This window comes from Pandoraea aquatica, from assembly GCF_902459565.1.
GTDB classification, from domain to species: Bacteria; Pseudomonadota; Gammaproteobacteria; order Burkholderiales; family Burkholderiaceae; genus Pandoraea; species Pandoraea aquatica.
Genome location: NZ_CABPSN010000001.1, coordinates 274,780 through 294,449 on the forward strand (window position 1 = coordinate 274,780; position 19,670 = coordinate 294,449).

The 19,670-nt window shown below is 60.8% G+C and carries 16 protein-coding genes; 5 read left to right on the plus strand and 11 right to left on the minus strand.

Annotated elements, in window-relative coordinates; genetic code table 11:
• Positions 1-41 precede the first annotated feature (41 nt).
• Positions 42-1,562 (minus strand): DUF1254 domain-containing protein, encoded by a 1,521-nt coding sequence (locus PAQ31011_RS01095; RefSeq protein WP_150574092.1) that lies wholly within the window; start codon positions 1,560-1,562, stop codon positions 42-44.
• Between the two features lie 241 nt (positions 1,563-1,803).
• Between PAQ31011_RS01095 and PAQ31011_RS01100 the strand changes: the two genes are divergently transcribed.
• Positions 1,804-3,351 (plus strand): DUF1254 domain-containing protein, encoded by a 1,548-nt coding sequence (locus PAQ31011_RS01100; protein ID WP_150574093.1) that lies wholly within the window; start codon positions 1,804-1,806, stop codon positions 3,349-3,351.
• Between the two features lie 15 nt (positions 3,352-3,366).
• On the opposite strand, the gene PAQ31011_RS01105 is transcribed toward PAQ31011_RS01100, so the two are convergent.
• Together PAQ31011_RS01105 and PAQ31011_RS01110 are read right to left on the minus strand one after the other, a co-directional pair.
• The gene (locus PAQ31011_RS01105; protein WP_150574094.1) at positions 3,367-3,624 is read right to left on the minus strand and encodes a hypothetical protein; all 258 of its coding nucleotides are present in this window, start codon (positions 3,622-3,624) and stop codon (positions 3,367-3,369) included.
• Positions 3,625-3,702: 78 nt separating this feature from the next.
• Positions 3,703-4,704: a GlxA family transcriptional regulator gene (locus tag PAQ31011_RS01110; protein ID WP_150574095.1), complete on the minus strand. Its 1,002-nt coding sequence runs from the start codon at positions 4,702-4,704 to the stop codon at positions 3,703-3,705.
• 50 nt (positions 4,705-4,754) lie between these two features.
• Between PAQ31011_RS01110 and PAQ31011_RS01115 the strand changes: the two genes are divergently transcribed.
• The gene (locus PAQ31011_RS01115; RefSeq protein WP_150574096.1) at positions 4,755-5,450 is read left to right on the plus strand and encodes a DJ-1/PfpI family protein; all 696 of its coding nucleotides are present in this window, start codon (positions 4,755-4,757) and stop codon (positions 5,448-5,450) included.
• Positions 5,451-5,526: 76 nt separating this feature from the next.
• Positions 5,527-6,849, plus strand: a complete 1,323-nt coding sequence (locus PAQ31011_RS01120; protein ID WP_150574097.1) for an MFS transporter — start codon at positions 5,527-5,529, stop codon at positions 6,847-6,849.
• On the opposite strand, the gene PAQ31011_RS01125 is transcribed toward PAQ31011_RS01120, so the two are convergent.
• Positions 6,843-11,168 (minus strand): dual specificity protein phosphatase family protein, encoded by a 4,326-nt coding sequence (locus tag PAQ31011_RS01125; RefSeq protein WP_150574098.1) that lies wholly within the window; start codon positions 11,166-11,168, stop codon positions 6,843-6,845. The two genes, PAQ31011_RS01120 and PAQ31011_RS01125, sit on opposite strands and share 7 nt — an antisense overlap.
• A 152-nt stretch (positions 11,169-11,320) precedes the next feature.
• The gene (locus tag PAQ31011_RS01130) at positions 11,321-12,247 is read right to left on the minus strand and encodes a LysR family transcriptional regulator (protein WP_150574833.1); all 927 of its coding nucleotides are present in this window, start codon (positions 12,245-12,247) and stop codon (positions 11,321-11,323) included.
• Positions 12,248-12,376: 129 nt separating this feature from the next.
• Here PAQ31011_RS01130 and PAQ31011_RS01135 point away from each other — a divergent pair, with 129 nt between their 5' ends.
• Positions 12,377-13,093, plus strand: coding sequence for an SDR family NAD(P)-dependent oxidoreductase (locus PAQ31011_RS01135; RefSeq protein WP_150574099.1), 717 nt, complete (start codon positions 12,377-12,379; stop codon positions 13,091-13,093).
• 23 nt (positions 13,094-13,116) lie between these two features.
• Here PAQ31011_RS01135 and PAQ31011_RS01140 read toward each other — a convergent pair whose 3' ends face one another.
• The gene (locus tag PAQ31011_RS01140) at positions 13,117-14,610 is read right to left on the minus strand and encodes a lyase family protein (RefSeq protein WP_150574100.1); all 1,494 of its coding nucleotides are present in this window, start codon (positions 14,608-14,610) and stop codon (positions 13,117-13,119) included.
• Positions 14,611-14,830: 220 nt separating this feature from the next.
• Here PAQ31011_RS01140 and PAQ31011_RS01145 point away from each other — a divergent pair, with 220 nt between their 5' ends.
• Positions 14,831-15,703, plus strand: coding sequence for an IclR family transcriptional regulator (locus PAQ31011_RS01145; protein WP_246179271.1), 873 nt, complete (start codon positions 14,831-14,833; stop codon positions 15,701-15,703).
• A gap of 37 nt (positions 15,704-15,740) precedes the next feature.
• On the opposite strand, the gene PAQ31011_RS01150 is transcribed toward PAQ31011_RS01145, so the two are convergent.
• From PAQ31011_RS01150 to PAQ31011_RS01170, 5 genes are all read right to left on the minus strand, one after another.
• A complete protein-coding gene (locus PAQ31011_RS01150; protein WP_246179272.1) occupies positions 15,741-16,244 on the minus strand; it encodes a flavin reductase family protein in 504 nt (167 codons plus the stop codon).
• An 82-nt stretch (positions 16,245-16,326) separates the two neighbouring features.
• Positions 16,327-16,755 (minus strand): MaoC/PaaZ C-terminal domain-containing protein, encoded by a 429-nt coding sequence (locus PAQ31011_RS01155; protein WP_150574102.1) that lies wholly within the window; start codon positions 16,753-16,755, stop codon positions 16,327-16,329.
• Complete coding sequence (locus tag PAQ31011_RS26540) at positions 16,752-17,237, minus strand: FAS1-like dehydratase domain-containing protein (protein WP_217424822.1); 486 nt, start codon at positions 17,235-17,237, stop codon at positions 16,752-16,754. Before PAQ31011_RS26540 ends, PAQ31011_RS01155 begins: the two co-directional genes overlap by 4 nt.
• A 34-nt stretch (positions 17,238-17,271) precedes the next feature.
• Complete coding sequence (locus tag PAQ31011_RS01165; protein ID WP_150574104.1) at positions 17,272-18,438, minus strand: thiolase family protein; 1,167 nt, start codon at positions 18,436-18,438, stop codon at positions 17,272-17,274.
• Positions 18,435-19,622, minus strand: a complete 1,188-nt coding sequence (locus PAQ31011_RS01170; protein WP_150574105.1) for an acyl-CoA dehydrogenase family protein — start codon at positions 19,620-19,622, stop codon at positions 18,435-18,437. The genes PAQ31011_RS01165 and PAQ31011_RS01170 overlap by 4 nt, the downstream gene beginning before the upstream one ends.
• Positions 19,623-19,670: the final 48 nt, after the last annotated feature.

The following is a 19,670-nucleotide window of genomic DNA, read 5'->3' on the forward strand; positions in this document are numbered from 1 at the left end:
GGCCAGCCTGCGCCCAGTGTGAATGCCACATTGCCTTTCCGTCACCGCGTTTTCACGATGTCATCCGGTTTCCAGGTTTGGTCGAAAAAGGCCTGCTGCGGCGAGTAGAGCCGGAAGATGACGAAATAGCCCTTGCCCGGAACTGTCCGAAGCCAGTTTTTCTCTTTTCCGGCCGGTGCCGACGGACCGAAGTAGAGATCGAGAGACCCGTCCGCGTTCTGCACGGGCTTGTCCATCTGATTTAACGACGGGAAAGGTTGACCGTTGGCGAGGCCCGATGCCGTGCTGGCGTCGTACACGGTGGCCGACCAGAAGTTTTTCGCGGGAATGTTGGGCGGGAGGTGCAGCGAGTAGTTGTTGCCGCCATCGAGGAAGTTACCGTCTTTGTCGCGGAACGTGACCGGATACTTGGCGCCGGCGTCGACAAGATTGACGACCATGCCCGGACTCGCGGAATACGCGGCGGTAAAGAACCCTATGCGTTGCTCGAGATTCGTAAATGCGCCACCCGCCTGGAACGACGTATTCTCGCCAGCGAACACGTTGATCCACTGCCTGTCCGGATAGTATTGACTGCCTGGTTCCTTTGGCGCGATATCGACCATGATGACCTTGCTCATCTTGAACCCGGTTTGGGCTGCCTGATCGAGGAGTGCTCTTTGATCCTTCGACGGATTAAAGGGCTTGCCCTTCTCTATACCGATCGTATGCAAGAAGCCTCGCATGTCGAGATCGCTCGGATCGACAGCTTCGCTCTCCACCATGCGTGACAGCATTTCGAAGTAGGTCACGTCTCTGGGGAAGAGCAGATTGGCTGGCTTCTCATTGGCGTTCGGAAACTGCATCGGCTTTGCGGCAGATTTCTGCCCGACGGGATAGATGCGAGTTGCCTCGATCTGCGCATTCGGCTTGGAAAGATCTTTGGGGTCGCTGAAGAAGGCACGCCAGAACAGGAAGACGTTATTGGTTCGGGAGCGATAGACGAAAGCGCCCTTCGGAACGCCTTTGGGTTCGCCCTTGAAGTCTGGCGGCAGCAGCACGTACGTGCCGCCCTTGCCTTTGTCAGGTCCGGCAAAGCCAACGTCGCCGGTCCACGTATGACCGCCAATCGTCGGTCCGATGAGCGGACGCTGGAAGAAGTCGTCAAAGATGCCCTGAACGCCTGCGGGCACTTCCACGACTAGTGGGCCGTCCTTGTGCAAATCGAGATATCCCATTGCGTAGACGACATCCGAATTAGGCGTCGTGACTTGGGTCGTCGCCTTGATTCGCTCCTTCCACACGGGCAACACGTTGTAGCCCGCACCGAAGGTTTTCTCCGAGCCTTCTTTCATTGCCCACATGTTCACTGCGGGCAATGCCCACAGATAGACCTGCGTGGCGCGCTGAAAAATCAATTCATTGCGCATCGCCTGCGATGTGCTCGCCGTTGGGTAGTCCTTTTCGAACGCCGAGGTTGCCAGCGACTGATAGTGAGAATCCGGCGTTTGGGCGTGGGCGAGAAATGACGCGAACAACGCGACACTTGCGAATGCGGCGCGGCGCATGGCGAATTGGCGCATTTGGATACCCCTTGAAATGAAAGGTCGACGGGCGACGAATTAACGCGGGTCGCTAGCAATCTAACGAGATGCCATCCACATGAAAAGCCGATTGCCCCAAATTGCACCACAGGGCAATACGGTTGCCCCAAGTACCTATCGCTAGGCCGGCGCACGTGAGTGAAACTGGGCCGGTTGCGCATTGCCCACCTTTTTCGATGGGCAGCAGCAATCGTCGAGTACCCGATAACGCGAGGATGCTATGGCTGAAAGCGAAAAGGTTAACGCTGTCCGCAGGCTGCTTACCGTGGCCGGCGGTGCCGCCCCCTTGATGTATGCCTCAACGTTGAGCACGCCAGCGGTTGCCGCAACGGCGGACGCTAAAGCGAATACCTCTCAGGGGTCCTCCAAAGGTCAGACGACGGGTGCGCTCGCCACAACGCTTCCGCCGCCCGGTCTGAATATGCATGCGGGCTACGCGCAAGCGATTGCGCGGATGGCCTACGTATGGGGCTGGCCGATGGTCAACATGCTCAACCGCTTTGATCGCATCACGCAAGCACCCTACCCCGGTCTGCTCAACGGCGTGTTGCCTGCGGCCCCACGCGGACAGCTAGCCATGTTGCATGACTACATCGACCCGGCTGAGACGTTCGTTACCTGTCCCAATCAGGATGTGGTCTACGGACTCGGATTCTTTTCGCTCGATGAGGAGCCAGTGGTGCTTCAAGTCCCGGACTTCGGAGATCGCTTCTGGGTCTATGCGCTATACGATGCCCGCACGAACCAATTCGGTCATGTCGGTAAGCCATATAAATCCCGCGCCGGTTTTTACTTGCTGGCGGGGCCGAACTGGAAAGGGAGCAAACCCGCAGGGATTACAGAAGTGGTTCGTTGCCCGACGGCACTCGCCAATGTCATTCCTCGCGTCTTCATGAACGACACAGCGCAGGATCGTCAGGCGATCCAGCCCTTGATCAATCAGGTGGTCGCCTATCCGTTGAAACGGTTCACGGGAAAGATGCAAACGATTGCCTGGCGCGATGCCCCCAACATCATGCCGCCGGCACAAGCAAATGCAGATTCCGCCGAAGCAGGCGAAACCAAATGGGTGGTTCCGGAAAAATTCTTCGATCAGTTCCCGACGGTGTTGGCAACCGTTGCTCCCATGCCCGGAGAAGAAGCGCTTTACGCGCAGTTCCGCTCGTTGATGGAAGTCGCAGGCAGGGACCAGGACATCAAGAAATTACTCACCCAAATCGCGATCGATACCGAGCGCGATGCCATCGCACCATTCTTCGAGTGGAAGCACAACGGCCTGCCAGCGGGCAATGGGTGGAACCGCTCGACAAACAACGCACAAACCGGCTTCGATTACTTCGATCGCACCGGCACAGCGAAGTCGAACATGTTCGACAATCGGCCCACCGAGACACAATACTTCTACACCGACTTTGATCAGAGTGGTGCCCAGCTAAACGGTGCCAACAGCTACGAGATCGTATTCGCCAAAGGTGAAGAGCCTCCCGTCAACGGGTTCTGGTCGCTCACGCTTTACAACGAGAAGCACTTGTTCTATCCGAACGATCTCAAACGGTATTCGCTTGGGACGAAGAACAACACGCTCAAGCGCAACGCAGATGGCTCGTTGTCCTTGTATGCGGGTGCCAAGTCGCCCGGTGGCGATAAGGTCGCCAACTGGCTACCTGCACCGAATGGCAAATTCTCTTTGTACATCCGAGCGTATTGGGGGAAACAAGCTATTCTCGACGGCTCCTGGAAGCCGCCATTGATTCGGAAATTGAGCTGAGTGTCGTGTCTTCCGTCACATCAGCTCGCGATACCACGCCGAAAGCGCGTCGCTACCCGCGACGCCTTTTCGCCACATGCATGCCGTCAATGCGTCCTCAAACTCCTCGGTGCCCTCCTCGAACTTCTCATGGATGGCGTCGTCCGTCAGGTCGTCCCGCAGCACGTCAATGGCGGCTTGGACTGCCTGCCGGGCGCGCTGCGGAAGTTGCGGCAGCAACTCCGTCAACGCGCTGATTTCAGCTTGTACTTCGCCATCGCTCTTTTTGGGCATGGTGCATTCCTATCTAAAAAATACGCAATATAGCAATCACTTTTCCGAACATCGGGGGGGATGCGTTCCTGCCCGCCCTCACCCCTCGATTCCAAAATGACTCCGAAACGCCGCAGGCGGCAATCCGAACTTCCGTTGGAAAGCCCGGCGCATTTGCTCTTCCGACGTGAATCCACATCGGTCAGCGATCAGTGAAATGCCGCTGGTTGTCGTTTCAAGCATCAATCTGGCTCGCGAAAGCCGTACGTCCTGTACGGCAGCGTACGGTGAACATCCCATGGCCAGCTTGAAACGTCGCTGAAACGTTTGCGGCGTCTGGCCCATTTCCGCAGCCAGTTCATCCACACTCCACCGCTTATTCGGGCTGACGGAAACCTTGGTCATCAGCGCTGAAAACGCCTGTGCGCCGGTGCTTTCCTGCATCAACAGAGTTTCGCTGAATTGCGCCTGATCGCCCGGGCGTCTCAGATAAACCACTAATTTCTTTGCGATCGATGCCGCAACGCCGTAGCCGCAGTCACTTTCAACAAGTGCGAGCGCGAGATCGATGCCTGCCGTGACCCCCGCCGAGGTCCAGACATTGCCGTCGTTGACGAAGATCGGTGTCGTTTCGACGGCGATTCGGGGATAAGCGGCCTGAAGTGCATCGCACCGCCCCCAATGGGTCGTCGCGCGACGCCCGTCCAGCACGCCAGCGGCCGCCAGCAGAAAGGCACCGGTACACACCGAGCAGAGCCGCCGGACGGTGGGTTGTGCAAGGGAAAGCGCGTCGGTGATGGCAACGTCGGTGCAGGCCTTATCGACACCGGGACCGCCCGGCACGATGACCGTATCCGCTCGCGCGAGGCGCTCTAGCCCTTCGTCCACCAGAATATCCGGGCCTGCGCTGGCATGCACCCGGCCGGGTGTCGCCGTAATCGTCGTCAGTACGTATGGCGGTTGGAGAACGTCGCGATTCGCCAGTGCGAAGACCTGCATCGGACCGACCAGATCGAGTGGCTGATACCCGTCATAGACAAGAAAAACGACGTTGCGCGGTGGCGGTGACGGAAAAGGCGGGGTATTTGAGATTTTTTCCATTCCTCGCTACCTAGAATCGGATCGTTCACTTTCGACGAGAGACCGATGTTATGACGAATGCGCAACTTCGTGTGGGTGTGGTGATGTTTGCGGGCATGACCCAGCTCGATATGACGGGGCCTTTGGAAGTCCTGAGCGCCGTGCCCGGCTGGACGGTGGATCTCGTCGCCCCGACGATGTCGCCGGTGCTCTGCGGCAAAGGGTTTGCGTTCACGCCGACGATCGATTTCGAGAACGCCCCCCAGTACGACCTGCTCGTCGTGCCCGGTGGCCCTGGCGTAGACGACGCCATGCTCGACCCGGCCATCGTCGCGTTCGTGCGGACGCAGGCCGCCCACAGCAGTTACGTGTTCGGTATTTGTACCGGCTCTCTGCTCCTCGCCGCCGCCGGATGTCTGACCGGCCGCCGCGCCAGCTGTCATTGGCAAGCCGTCGAATTCCTGACGCACTTCGGCGTGATCCCCAGCCGCGATCGAATGACGATCGACGGTCGCTTCTTTACCTCGGGCGGCGTGACGGCCGGCATCGACATGGCGCTCAAAGTCGTCGGTGAACTGGCGGGCGTTGAGGTCGCACAGGGCATTCAACTGCTCATCGAATACGACCCGGAGCCGCCGTTTCAGGCGGGCGTCCCCGAGACAGCCCCCGCTGCCGTCGTCGAGCGACTCAAAGCGTCCACCACGACGCGCCGGGAGCGTCGATTGCAAGCCGTTTTGATCGCATCGAAAGCTGTGGGGATGGCGTAACGGCAAGGCTCGATTTGTTGGCAGATAACGACAAGCGCATCGAAGCGCATACGACACGGCAGACAGGAAGCGTCAAATGAAAGCAAATGACATGGTGTTAGACGATCAGACGTTGACGCGCGGCGCGGCGGACGTGTCCGAAAAGCCGGTCGACTGGCGGACGATTCTCCTGGCAAGCGTGGGTGGTGGACTGGAGTTCTACGACTTCATCGTGTACGGAATCTTCGCCCCTTATGTGGCGAAGTCCTTCTTCCCGACGGGCAACGGGGCGACGTCGATGATCGCCACGTTTGCCGCGTTCGCCGTGGGCTACCTCGCGCGCCCGCTCGGCGGCGTCGTGCTTGGCCACATCGGAGACAGGTTCGGACGTCGGCTGGCCTTCCAGCTTTCGCTCGTGCTGATGACCGTCACCACGGCAGGCATGGCACTCATGCCGTCCTATCAGTCGATTGGCGTGACGGCGAGCATCGCGTTCGTCCTATTAAGGTTTCTACAGGGGGCGTGTATCGGCGGCGAGTTGCCCGGCGCGATTGCCTACGTCGTCGAGTCGGCCCCCAGGAAAAGCGGATTGGCTTGCGGTGTCATGTTTGCTTGCGTGAACTCGGGGAGCCTGCTGGCCGCGATTGTCAGCATCGGCTTGCATGCGTGGCTCACGGACGCGGAGATGCTGGCCTATGGATGGCGGGCGGCATTCCTCGTGGGCGGTGGACTCGGGGCGGCGGGTGCGCTGATGCGCAGCGGACTTAAGGAGACGGCACTCTTCCTGTCGATCAAACAGCAAAAGCGTACGAAGCTTCCGGCAGTCGAAGTCTTGCAGCGTCACTGGTTTCAGGTCATCGCCACCATTGGCATCGTCGGGCTCAATCAGGCGCTCATTGCGCTGCTGAGCGTCGCGATGGTCCCTTATCTGACGCAGGTTGCGATGTATTCGGCTGACGTGGCAAGCAAACTCGTGATGTTCTCCATCGCCATTCTGTCGGTCTTTATCGTGATCGTGGGTTATCTCAGCGACTTCGTCGGAAAGCCGACGCTCTACCTGATCGGGGCTGTGATGATCGCGGTGGGCGGGTATCCGTTCTACGTGTCGGTGGGGAGCGGTGTCATCAATCCCTATCTGCTCTTTGGTGCCGCGGCACTGATCGTATCGCTGATTGCCGGGACGTTCGGTTCGTTTGCCGCCGACCTGTTTCCGACGAATCTACGGTTCAGCGGGCTCGCAATTTCCTACAACGCGGCTGCCGCACTGCTCGGGGGATTTACGCCGCTCGTGACTTCGTTGCTGACCGGCCTCACGCGAGACCACGCTGCCCCCGGCATTTTTATCGCTGCGGTGTCGGTCATCGGTGTGATTTCGGTCGTCGCGATTCTTATAGCGAAGCGCCGCATAAGTCGCTATTGAAACTGAATCCAGCGGTTGCCGTCGCCCGCTTCATTGCGGAAGACCCGGTCCGCGACAGCATGATTGGGTACGCCCCATCCGAAATGGATCAGTCGCTGATTGATGATGTAAAGCGTATTGCCCCCGCCCGCGTTGACGATTTCTGCAGAGTAAGTAGGCGTGCCGGCCACCAACTCGGATTCCACACGGCCCGTGGTATCGATCAGGACAACGCGTCGCCCGGTGCCGTTAAGCTCTGTCAGAATTCGAGGCACCGCCTGCGCGTTCAGAAAACCGTTGCCTTCTACGCCTACGCCTCGATAACCGCCGCCGACCTGACGTTCTCCCCGGATCAGTGTGCCGATCCGGGCCACTTCTTCATGCGACGGGTTTTGCCCCATCGCGCCGGCAATCGAGTAGATCAGGCAGTTGTTGCCGCGTCCCGATGCGTCGTGCAGCGCCATGTATTGGTTCAGCCCGACGGTGTTGCCAGGCCCCACCGGGGACAGCGGGCTGACCTCCGTGGAAAGACTGGCGAGAATCGCCTCCTGCATACCCGGCCACTCCGGTTCGACGCCGGTCGTGCCGCTGGTTTTTTCCGATTTTTCCGACGATTTACCGGTGCCCTTGACGGTGCTGCTGTTCGTCGTCTGTACGTCCGACGACTGTGGGTAAAGCGTGCTGGCCACCGTCAAATGGCCAAGCTTGAGCAGATACGCCTCCCAATTGAGCAAAGCGCCGATGTCGGGCTCCGCCCATGGCCGTCTCGACATGACGAATCGTGCCGCGCGCATGGCATCGAAGCGTAGTGCCTTCATGATGTAGGCGCTCAGGACCGTGGCGCTGCGGTTCTTGCCTTCGACACAGTGCACCAGCAGACCCTTGCGATGCTCGTCGGCGATCCAATTCGATGTCCACTCGAAAAGGCCGTTGCTGTAGCCTGTGACGTTCACCTCGGCGGGCGTCACGCCTTCGGCATAGTCGAACTTGAACTGGCAGCAATTCAAAGCCGCTTTCACGTGCTTCTTCTGCCAATCCTTGTCGACGGCAGACTGCCATCCGGAGAGATACACGCCAGGCAACACCTCGGAGTGGTCACGTGCCGAGACCACTTTGGTGACGAAGTCGCGCCATGCGGGAGAGTCTTCCGGCAAATCTTTCACCACGCTCATCATCTCGGAGATCGTCCAGGCGTTCATCTGCCCGGGCATGCTCTTCGCGTTGACGTCGGCCCACGTCATGCCGAACTGCACGGCCAGACCCAGACGCCTGAGCACTTCGATCTCGCGACGGTCCGGCGCACCTGGCGGTGCCTTTGCGAGATAGTCGTCCTTACCGGCCTCCCATTGGGTGCCCGCCTCGTTGTCCTCGCTCGGCTTCCATTTGGCCGGATCGACACGCTCCTTGCCCGGCGCCCCGTCGATCTGATGGCCTCCGCTCGAATGCAGCGTCTCGAATGCAAGCACGGAGGACAGCCGAACGTCGTCGGCCATTTGATCTTCGTGTTCGGACCGTCCGGTATTGCTATGCAGCGACGGGAGCACGATGCACTGAAGTGCCGCACTCCAACTGAGCACAGCTTCCAGCGAATTGGCCTGCGTTTCATTATCGGCATGCGAGTTTTCGCGCCCGACGATGATGTGATCGTTTTTGTTCGGAATGAATTCCTTCATCTTCAGACGGTTCGCCAATTCCCCATGAGAGAGGATGTCGTCGAGTGGCAGTCGCGCCTGAACGCATGTGGCGACAACAGCGGCAGGGGCGTAGACGCGCAGCAGCCGATCCGTATCCTTCTTCAGATACCCCTGAGCCACGCCAATCGTCGGCGCGAAATAGATGCCGCGCCAGGGATCCGTTTTATCTCGTTTCTCGAAATTTTCGTCGAAGCCGGTGTTGAGGATGCTGTCGAATGCTTTCGAATCCGTCCCGTGATAGCCAATGAACACGTAGCCATTGCTCAACACGGTGTGGTGCGCTTCTGCCAGCTTTTGCTCGGGCGTTCCTGTGGTTGCCGAACGCAGCGCGGCGTATACCTGGCCTCCGGTCTTGCCAGCCAGGGCGTTGCCCAATTGGAGCGCTCTTCGGGTCCGGCCATAAAGCGCCGACGACTTCTGTTTGTCTGCACCGAATAGCTCGGCTGTATGCTGGATTTCCTGGAGACTGTGCGCGCCGATCGGCAAAAGATAGCCGATCGCTGCGTGCTTCACGCTCTCCAGTGGCACATTCTGAATACCCAGCAGTTCAAAGGTCTCGAACAATTCATAGGTGTGCGTCGACGGGCCGGATTTCACTGGGAAGCCAGCACGCAACGTATTGTCCACCCACGACAACTCGGTGCGTTGCGGTGTGACAGTTGTGTGGCCGATGCCGAACTCAGGCACATTCTCATCGTCCCAGAGCGCCTGTTCGCGGGGACTAAAGTCAATGCCGAGCTCGCCTATCGTTTGCGTATTTCGCGTGACGGGCTTGCGCTCTTTGGTCAGGGACACTTCTTTGAGCTTTTGCAGCCCTTCGAAATCCTTGTTGGCTTCCCCTTTTTCGACCAACTCGAGCAGCTTGGGATTGAAGTTGCACGCCTTCGCTACCTTAAGCGCCGCCTCCTTGTTCTTGCCCAGCAGCAGTTCCTCGAAGATATGCCGGAAGTTGAGGATGTGGGTCAGTTTTTCCTGAAGCGTGCCGTTGGCAACAGCCTCGCGCACGGTCTCAGGGACCACGCCGACAGCCCCTGACGTTTCTCTGTTGTCAGTGCCGATCCGGGCGTACAGGTTGGTCTCGGGACTTGTCTCCTCGTGGTACATATCGATGAAACGGGTGACCTGATTCGCCATGGCTTGTGCCGCCGACAGGCTGGTTTCGTGCTTGGCCGCTTTCTTACCGATTTCCTGCTCGATTTCCTCCGACTTCTCTATATGCGCTTCCATCGAGGTCGGGCGCGCGTTGCGGCGGCGAATCTGCTCCGCTTCCTCAAGACGTCGGGCTTTGGCTTCTTCTTCGCGCTGCTTGAGAAGCGCAGCTCTCTTCGCCTGTGCCTCGTTCGACAGCATCGTTGCGTAAAGCTCGGTCATGCTGCCGAATTTGACGCGATCCCCTCGATACTTGAGAAGCCCATCGCGATACTTCACGTTTCGATCATTCTGCAGCGCAGTGATCAACTCCGGGTCGGTGTACCAAGAGGTCCCTACCATCGTCCTTTTGGTATGTCCGACTTTGCCTTGCATGCTCTCATTGATGTCGTATAGCGCACTTCCCAGCGTTGTCCGGTTATACGAAGTGCCGGGTGGGAGCATCGCAATAATGTCCCCCAATCGGTCACCGTAGGTCTGGCACATCGGATCCTTTGCGAGCAACGCTGTCAGTGCTTGCGGCGAATACCATGCCTCTGCAGCCCCCGAGTTGCCTTTTGCGGTGCCAAACTGGTTGATGAATCCGATGCCACGACTCGCTTTGGCCTGGTACTCATCGTGTCGCCGATGCCGCGCCGCTTCCGCCTCCATCCCCTGATCGGACATGCCGGTCGCCGCCTCGATGGCGTCGCCCCACTCGTTGTATTCGAAGACTTGCTTCGACGCTGCCATTGCCTTGAGCCTGAGCCAGGTCGGGATTTCCAGTTGAGGCCCGCCCTCTTTCATGTAACGCTTGCGCAGCGACTGAAAATGGCGGTATTTGAGGACGGTGAATTGGGGAACGGTCGACCGGGTGATGCGCAGCACGCGCTGAATCGGCGCGTTGGCCGTGGCCGTCAACAGCCGAGGCGGATTCGCCTCGGCTGACGGTCGGGACTTCGCAGCCAATTGCACTGCCTGATCACCCATCGCATCGGCCTCTTGCTCGAGTGCGGGGTCGTCGTTTATCGCCGTATCCCCGGACTGCATCGTCGGGACGACACGCCCCTGCTTCTGCTGAACCACGTGCCAGGCTTCGTGAGGCAAATGGTGTTCTTGTCCTGCGCCGAGAAAAATGCGATGTCCCTGAGCGTATGCGTGGGCGTCGTACTGGCCCGGTTGCGATGAGTTTCGATGCACTTCGACACCATCCATCGACACACCGGAGAGTGCTTCGATACCCGCCTTCAATTGCCGTGGCAATCCGTTGCCGTTCTCTGCTGCCGGGGAACCGGCATCCGATGCCGAAGCGGCAACCGTGTCACCGGATGATTCTGCGAGGGGGGGCTCCGGCGACGAACCGCGATCGATCACGGCTGTCATGGCCTTGTGCTGGCGGGTTCTCGGACTGACGTCGATGAGGTGAGCCAGCGCAGATTGAGACTGTCCTCGCGGGCTACTGTCGGCGATCGCGCCAATTTTTCGCTGCACGGTTGCGGCGGGACGCTGATCGATCATTGCCTGCGCCGACTCGCTATGCCGACCGTCTGACGTGACGTCGGCCTCAGCCGTATGTTCCGGAACCTGGGGAGCGAACTCCTGCATGTTGGCGGGGCGGCATGGCCGCGAGGCAATGGACGGCGAATCTTAGCACGCAGTCCGACGTGCGCTTAACCGGGATAAAGTTCGCCACAAACCGCAAGCACTTGGGCGCGGAGCCAGCACTGCGCGGGGTCGTGATCGAGACGTGGGTGCCAGATGGCCGACACGTTGAACGCCGGTGTTTCGATTGGCAGGACAAATGATTGCAGGCCCTGTTCTGCCGCGTAGTTTGGTAAATGCGAATTGCCCAGACAGGATTGAGGAACGACGGCAAGCAGATCCGATTGCCGCACCAGTTGCATCGCACTTGTGTAGGACGGTACGACGATGGGCAGCGCCCTCCTTTGCCCATCTAATTCCAATGCCGCGTCGATCGGATTTTCCGCGTCACCCGTGCGCGAAACCATCACATGGCCATACGCCAGCCATCGCTCGATGGCGATCTGCTTCTTGCGCAGCAACGGATGCCCTTTGCGGCACACGCCGACATACCGGTCGCGAAAGAGCCGACGCGCACGCACCTCCGGTGCCGACACTTTGACAACGCCAATTTCCAGATCGATCAACCCCTCCCGCAGCGGCTGGGCATTCCAGTCCGGCTTGGGGGCGAAGCGCAATTGCACACCCGGCGCCGCGCGATGAATCTGTTCCACCAGCGCCGCGCCCAGCAAGTCGATGAACCCTTCGCCCGCTCGCAAAGTGAAGCGTTGTTCGAGCGTCGCCGGATCAAATCGGTATTCGGCCTGACTCAGCACCGCTTCGGCTTCGCGGGCCAGTGCCGGGATGCGCTGGCTCAGGCGCTCCGCGTAGGGCGTCAGCACGAGTGTTCGCCCTGCCTGTAGCAACAGACGATCACCGGTTGTCGTGCGCAAGCGGGTGAGCGTCCGGCTCATGGCGGACACGCTGACTTTCATGCGCTCGGCGGCTTTCGTAACGCTACGTTCGCTCAGCAGGGCATCCAGCGCCGTCAGAAGATTGAGGTCGATTCGTGACATTCGCTCAGGATAATCCAAATGCTGTGATGCATGGCGTTTGACGCAAACCATGATTGCAGGTGAGGCGTCTTGTGCAACCCGAGGGTGCGCTGGAGAATTCAGCAGGTCAACCAGTCAAGGGAGAACACCATGCAAACATCCATCAACCCTGTGCCCACCATTTTGCTCGTTGGCGCATCGCGCGGCCTCGGGCATGCGATGGCCGTCGAATTCGTCAAGCGCGGCTGGCGCGTTATGGGGACCGTACGGGCCGGCAGCCATGGCACACGACTTCACGATCTGGCCGCCGCGCACCCGGATCAAGTCGACATCGAGACACTCGATATCACGCGCCCGGAGCAGATCGCGGCCTTGCGGGAGCGGCTCGGTCGCCGGAGATTCGACATTCTCTTCGTCAATGCGGGAACGACGAACCCCGATCCGACGCAGACCATCGGTGAAGTCTCGACCGACGACTTCGTGGACCTCATGATCACCAATGCGCTCAGTCCGATGCGGGTCGTGGAAAGCTTATGTGGCCTCGTGCCCACGGATGGCCTCATCGGCATCATGTCGTCGGGGCAAGGCAGTATCGCGGATAACGAATCCGGCCAGCGCGAACTCTATCGCGGCAGTAAGGCTGCGCTGAACCAGTTCATGCGCAGCTTTGCGGCACGTCAGGCAACGAACACACAGCGCGCCATGCTACTGATCGCGCCGGGCTGGGTGCGTACCGAGTTGGGGGGCCCCGAGGGACGCCTGTCGATTGAAGAAAGTGTCCCCGGCGTCGTGGACGTGCTTTTGGCGAAGCGCGGCCGGCCGGGGCTGGAGTATCGGGATTACCGGGGGCAGACGGTTCGCTGGTGATAGCGGTATCCGCCTCCGGTGCGTCAGTTCGCCGTCAAATACTTCCGAAAATCCCCGTCCAGCGACGCGAGCGACCGATCGATCGTCTGACGATGGGTATCGATCCACTTGCCGTCGGCGCTCAGTTCGCTATCGGTGCGCGCCAGCATGCGCTTCATCTCGGCCGGTTGCGGGCCACCGGACGTTGCACGATGCTTGACGATGGCGACCGGATCGAGCGTCGCACGGAATTGCGCTTCGCTCATCGGCAGGTCTCCCCCGCTGACCTTCATCTCCGCGAGCGTCTGCTTGAAGATACGCTGCGCTTCCGAATACGGGAACTGACTCGGACGCAAGTCGTGGGCCTTGGCGTAATCGACGATCTCCGACGCAAAGTGATGTCCCACGCGGAATGGCAGTCCGTAGTCGCGCATCAGCACGTCGGCGATTTCCTGCGACGCTGTCCAGTCGCTGTCGAGTTCGTCGAGCGCGCGCTGCGGATCGATCACCAGTGCGTTGAGTACACGATCCCAGCGCTTGAGCAGCGCCGTCGTCTTGTCGAGCACCGCCATGTTTTCGTCGATGTGTTTTGCATCGCTCATCCCGGGCGGGATGTTGTGCGCGGTGATCGCACGCCCGACACCCAGCGTCACGACCATCGACGCCGCCGTGCGGGTGTCGTTAAGCAGCCCGGGGTTACGCTTCTGTGGCATGGCGCTTGAGACGTACGTGTTACCGCCGCCTTCGCGCAGCAAGATCCACGGACGCGGTTGCGCATACTGCACCATCACATCCTGCACAAACGACGACGTGTGCAGCGCAATGCTCGTCGCCAGTGCGCCAATCTCCACGGGCAGATCCGTCGCCGCGATCTGGGCGGCATCGTACGCGTTGTCGACCTTGTCGGCGAAACCGAGCGCGTGCGCCATCTTGTCGCGATCGAGCGGCCAGCTCGTGCCATTGAGCACGGTGGTGCCCATCGGCGACAGATCCACTCGTGCATATAGCTCATGCAGACGTTGAGCGTCGCGCTGCAATCCGGCCACGTGACCCAACAGATAGTGCCCGTAGCTATTCGGCTGCGCTGCGACGCCATTCGTGTAGTTGGGCACGACGGTCGATTCGTACTGTTGCGCGAGCCGGCGAAGCGTCGCCGTCGTCGTGCGCAATTGCGCGGCAAGGACAAGCAACCGATCGCGATACATCGCAGCGCGCACCGTCGCGAGCATGTCCTGACTGGAGCGTCCCGCATGCAGCAGTGTCGCTTCGACGCCCGCCGCCTTGATCAACAACGGCTCGAACGTGATCACCAGATCCGGACGCGCGCCGCCGGGCTGATCGCCTGCGCGCAGCACCGTATCGAGTCCCTGAGCGATGTGCGGCGCAAGCTTCGCATCCAGCAAACCCTGTCGGGTGTTGATGACAAGCGACGCCTTGTTGATTTCGCCCAGCCAGAAAAACGCGTCTCGCTGAGGCGCGGCCGCCGCCGTGGTGTCCGTTGAGGTTTGCGCCATGGCTGGCGCGGAAAGCATCGTCATAAGGCACAGTCCTAGTCCGGCAATTCTTGTCTTGCGCACCGCGTGTCTCCTGATCCTGACGGCGTCCGAAGGGGGATCGGCGCCGATGTTTTGTGCAGTCGGTCACGATACTCCGGTCGACGTTTTCGCGCCACATTCGGCTGCGCCGATATAGTAGGATCTCGATATTGCGCTCACTCCCCTGCTCCATTTCATCGTGCCCACGAAAAGCGTCGAAATAGTGCCCAAGTCCGCCAATCCGAAAGCCAAGGCGAGCGCCTCCGGCCAACCGGTGAAAGCCGCGGGCAAGGTCACTGGAAAGCCCGCCGGCAACGCACCGCCGCTCGGCACTCAGAGCGTTCATCGGGCCGTGACCGTTCTGCGCGAAATCGCCGCGCACGGCATGAAGGGGTTGCGCCTGTCCGACATCGCCGACGCGCTCTCGCTCGAACGTCCGACCGCCCACCGTATCGTCAAGGGACTTGTCGCGCAGGGCATGCTGATGCAAAACCGGGAGACACGGCACTATCATCTCGGCCACGTCGTCTACGAACTGGGGCTCGCAGCGTCGCCGCATTTCAGCTTGCGCGAGCTTTGTCAGCCCACACTGCAAACACTGGCCGACAAGTCGGGCGATTCCGTCTTCCTGATGGTGCGCAGCGGCCTTGACGCCGTCTGCATCGATCTGCTCGAAGGCAGCTACCCGATTCAGACGCGCACGCTTGAAATTGGCGGTCGACGCCCGCTGGGTGTCGGTGCGGGCAGTCTGGCCCTGCTCATCTCGCTGCCACCCGACGAACGCGAGCGTGTGATGTCGACCAATGCAGGACGCCTCAATACGTTCGGCAATTTCACACAGTCGCGACTGGAAAAGGCGATTGCGGCGTCGACGGACGCTGGCTATGCGATTAACGAGGAAGATGTGCTGCCGGGCGTGTCGGCCATCGGGTTGTCGATCCGGCCGCGTCAGGGTGCGCCGTATGCGGCGATCAGCATTGCGGCCATCGAATCGCGGCTTTCCGGCGAACGACGCATCGAGATGGCCAGACTCCTGCAAAAAGAAGTGCGCGCGCTGGAAAAAAAGCTGGACGCCGAATCGCTCCTCTGGGAGTAACGCGGCGAGGCGCGGCGAATCGCTCGCCGCCCCTCCATCAGCCCAGCGCAATATCCGGGTGCGGCGTGGGCACCCCATAAGCCCCGCCCGCATAGAGCAGCGGCACCCGGTCACAGTGATGAAGATCCATCACCTCACCGACAAAGATGAAATGGTCGCCGCCCTCGTACTTGAAGGCGAGATCGCATTCGAACCACGCCACACACCCGTCGAAGAGCGGCATGCCGCCACGGCCGCTGCGCCACTCCACCCCTTCGAAGCGATCCGGCACCGGAGACGCGAACCGAGCTGCGAGCGGCATTTGATCCGCACACAATACATTGATCGCAAAGCGTCCCGAGGTCTCGAATACCTCCAGACTGCGCGAGCGCTTATTGATGCTCCAGAGCACGAGCGGCGGCGAGAGCGACACGGAATTGAATGAGTTCGCCGTCAGGCCCACCGGCGTGCCGTCGGGCATAGTGGTCGTGACGATGGTCACGCCGGTGGCGAAGCGCCCCAACGCGTGACGAAAGTGGCTGGCATCGAACGGGGTAGTCACGGAAGCCTCCTCGAAAAACGTCAAAACGATCTTTGTTCATCGTGCCCGGCGTCGCCGACGCACGACAGCGCTTGCAATCCCTTTAGTGCGCCAACGTCGTGGCCACCACTGCGGCTCCACTGGCGACCGTCTTGTCGCCGACGCGCGCTACGATCTCGCATCGCAGACGCTGACGTCCGTCGCTGCCGGGGGCGCTGTCTGCCACGGTGCCCGTCACGACGACCACGTCACCCGGTCGCACCGGTGCATTGAAGCGCGCCTCGATGTCGACGATGGTCGCCGCCGGGCCCGCCCAGTCCGATACCGCGCGCCCCATGAATCCCATTGTGAGCATGCCGTGGGCGATCACGCCGCCCAGGCCAGCCTCTTGCGCATAGCGCTGGTCGTAGTGGATACGGTTGTAGTCATCCGATGCCCCCGCGTATCTCACCAGTTGCGTGGTCGTCACCGCCGGTATCGAGAGCGCGAAGGTGTCGCCCACGCGCGCCTGCAATAGAAGTTTCTCGTTCATGCCAGACTCCCCGACGCGACTTGCTGTGCCGATCGATAGACGGTGGTGCGACGCACCGTGAATACGCATTCCCGAGCCACGCCGTCGTCGCCTATCAGGTAGCCAGACATCACCTGGCGCATCAGCGACATTGCACCTCGCGCGCCTGTCTTTTCGTCGACGCCGACGAATTGGAGGCGGCATTCGAAACGCATGCCGGCCACGATGGGCTGAACGTAGTGAAATCCCATCTCTCCGGCGACGATGCGACGCCGGTCCAGCGTCGCCATCCAGGGCGGATCCTGCGGGGCGCGAAAGCAGGTCGGAAACGTTGGCGGCGCCACGATGCCGTCGTAGCCATGTCGACGCGCGAATCCGTCGTCGCGATACAGTGGGTTGCCGTCTCCGATCGCGTCAGCGAACTTGCGAATCGCCCCGCGTTCGACTTCCACCAGAAACGGCGGTGCGCTCGTGCCAATCAGCGAATGGTCGATCTCTGTCATCGTCACGCTCCTCATTCGTCGCTCGCGGGCCGCCTCACTCGACACGTTCGACAATGGTCGCCGTGCCAAGTCCGCCGCCGCAGCACATCGACTGCAACCCGTACAGGCCACCGCGCAACTCCAGCTCGTCGACCAACCCCGCCATGAGGCGCGCGCCCGTCGACCCGAGCGGATGCCCCACTGCGATGGCGCCGCCATTCACATTCACACGCGAGAGATCGGGCTTTATCTCGGCAAGCCACGCGCCCAGCACCGACGCGAATGCCTCGTTGATCTCGAACAGATCGATGTCCTCGAGGGCAAGCCCGGCGCGCGCAAGAATCTGCTGTGTCGCCGGAATCGGGCCGGTGAGCATCATCGCCGGATCGACGCCGACCACGAGTTGCGCACGCAATACGGCACGCGGACGCAAGCCGTACTCACGCGCCTTCGCCGCCGTCATCAGCAGAATGGCTGCCGCGCCGTCGGACACCTGGCTGGCGTTGCCTGCGGTTACCTTGCCGTCTTCACGAAACGACGGTTTTAGCGAGGCCAGCTTTTCCAACGAGGTATCGCGCCGTACCCCTTCGTCCCGTGTGAGCGGCTGGCCGTCGGCCCCGGCTACGGGTAGAAGCTGGCGCGAAAACCGGTCGGCGTCGTGCGCCGCTGCGCTCAGCGCATGACTGCGCAGCGCCAGTTCGTCCAGATAGGAACGTCCGAGCTTCCAGTGCTCGGCGATGCGCTCGGCTGCAATGCCCATAGAGGGCATCGAAAACCGCTCCACCAGCGACTCGGGATACCGGCGTCCGTAACGTGTATCGTCGTTCCCGCCTTGCGTTGTGGACATCAGTTCGACGCCACCGGCGATGACCACATCGCACGTGCCACTGCGAATCAGGTTGTCGGCGAAGTGAATGGCCTGCTGCGACGATCCGCAGGCTCGTTGCACGGTCGTTCCCGGTACCGTTACCGGGAAGTCGGCCATCAGCAACGCGGTGCGGGCAATGTTGCCCGCCTGTTCGCCCACCTGCGTCGCACATCCGGCGACCACGTCGTCGACATCGCCTGCTGGCACACCGTTGCGCACCAGCACGGCACTCAGGACCTGAGCAAGCAGTGCCGCAGCATGCCATTCCCTGAGCGCGCCATTGCGACGCCCGACAGGCGTGCGCACGACGTCGACGATGACCGGCTCCCGGTCGGCAAGCGCACTGGCTTTCATTCGCCTGACTCCCCGGACGTCGGTGCCCACTGGCTGTTCTTGCGGCCAAGCAGATGCCCGGCGATCATGTTTTTATGAATCTGCAAGGTGCCGCCGTAAATCGATCCGCCGCGCACTTCGCGATACAACCCTTCGACGGGATACTCCGCCATGTAGCCATAGCCGCCGAGAAGCTGAATCGCGTCGTCGCAGATTTCCTTCGCGGCCTGCGCGACGTAGACTTTTGCCACCGACGTCTCCAGCGGCGACGGCAGTCCGCTTGCGGTGTTCGATGCCGCGCGGTAGGTCAGCATCTGGGCGGCTTCGAGCTTGACCTTCATGTCGGCCAGCATCCATTGCAAACCCTGGAAGTCGGCCAGTTCGCGGCCGAACTGCTTGCGCTCCTGCACGTAATGCAACGCGAATTCGAACGCCGCCTGCGCAGAGCCGAGCATGCGCGAGATGCTGCCCAGCCGCTCCACGTTGTACACGCTGATCAGCTTCGCAAATGCACGACTCTCGGCGAGGATGTTGGCCTTCGGCACGCGACAGTCGTCGAAGTACAGCTCGTACTGCCGTTCGCCAGCCATATTCAACGTCCCGCCGCTGCACGAGAATCCGGGAGCATCGTGCGGCACCATGATCGCGCCGATGTCGCTCGCGCGGCCGGTGTTGCCGAAGCGGCAATAGAGCATCGTGTAGTGATGCCCTTTTGCGGCGCTGATGAAGATCTTCTGGCCATTGATGATGACGTCGTCGCCCTCGATGCGCGCGCGCGTCTTCATTGCCGTGGCGGCAGATCCGGCATCCGGTTCGGTAATGCCGATCGACACGCCGATCTCGCCGCGTGCGACGCCGCCCACGAAACGCGTCTTCTGCGCCTGCGTGCCCAGCTCCAGCACGGCGCCGATGGCACCGGTGGAGGTGCGGTGCGCCAGACCGCCCAGCGTGGAGTCGACACGCTGAATGGTCTGGATCAGTAGCAGGGTCTCCAGCAGCGGCAGGCCCACGCCGCCATACTCCTGTGGCATGTTCAACGCCAGCAATCCGGCTTCGGCCATCTGTCGGCGTAGCCGTTGCAACGGCGCGAAGTCGCCCTTGGTCTCGGCCTCATGCGCCTCCTTGGCGAACGGGAGTAACTGACGACACAACTTTTCGGTGGCATCGATCAGTTCGCGCTGCGTTTCGGTGAGCTGAAAATCCATGAAAACTCTCGAAGTCTTGGTTGACGGGAGGGGGCCGGTTTTATCCGA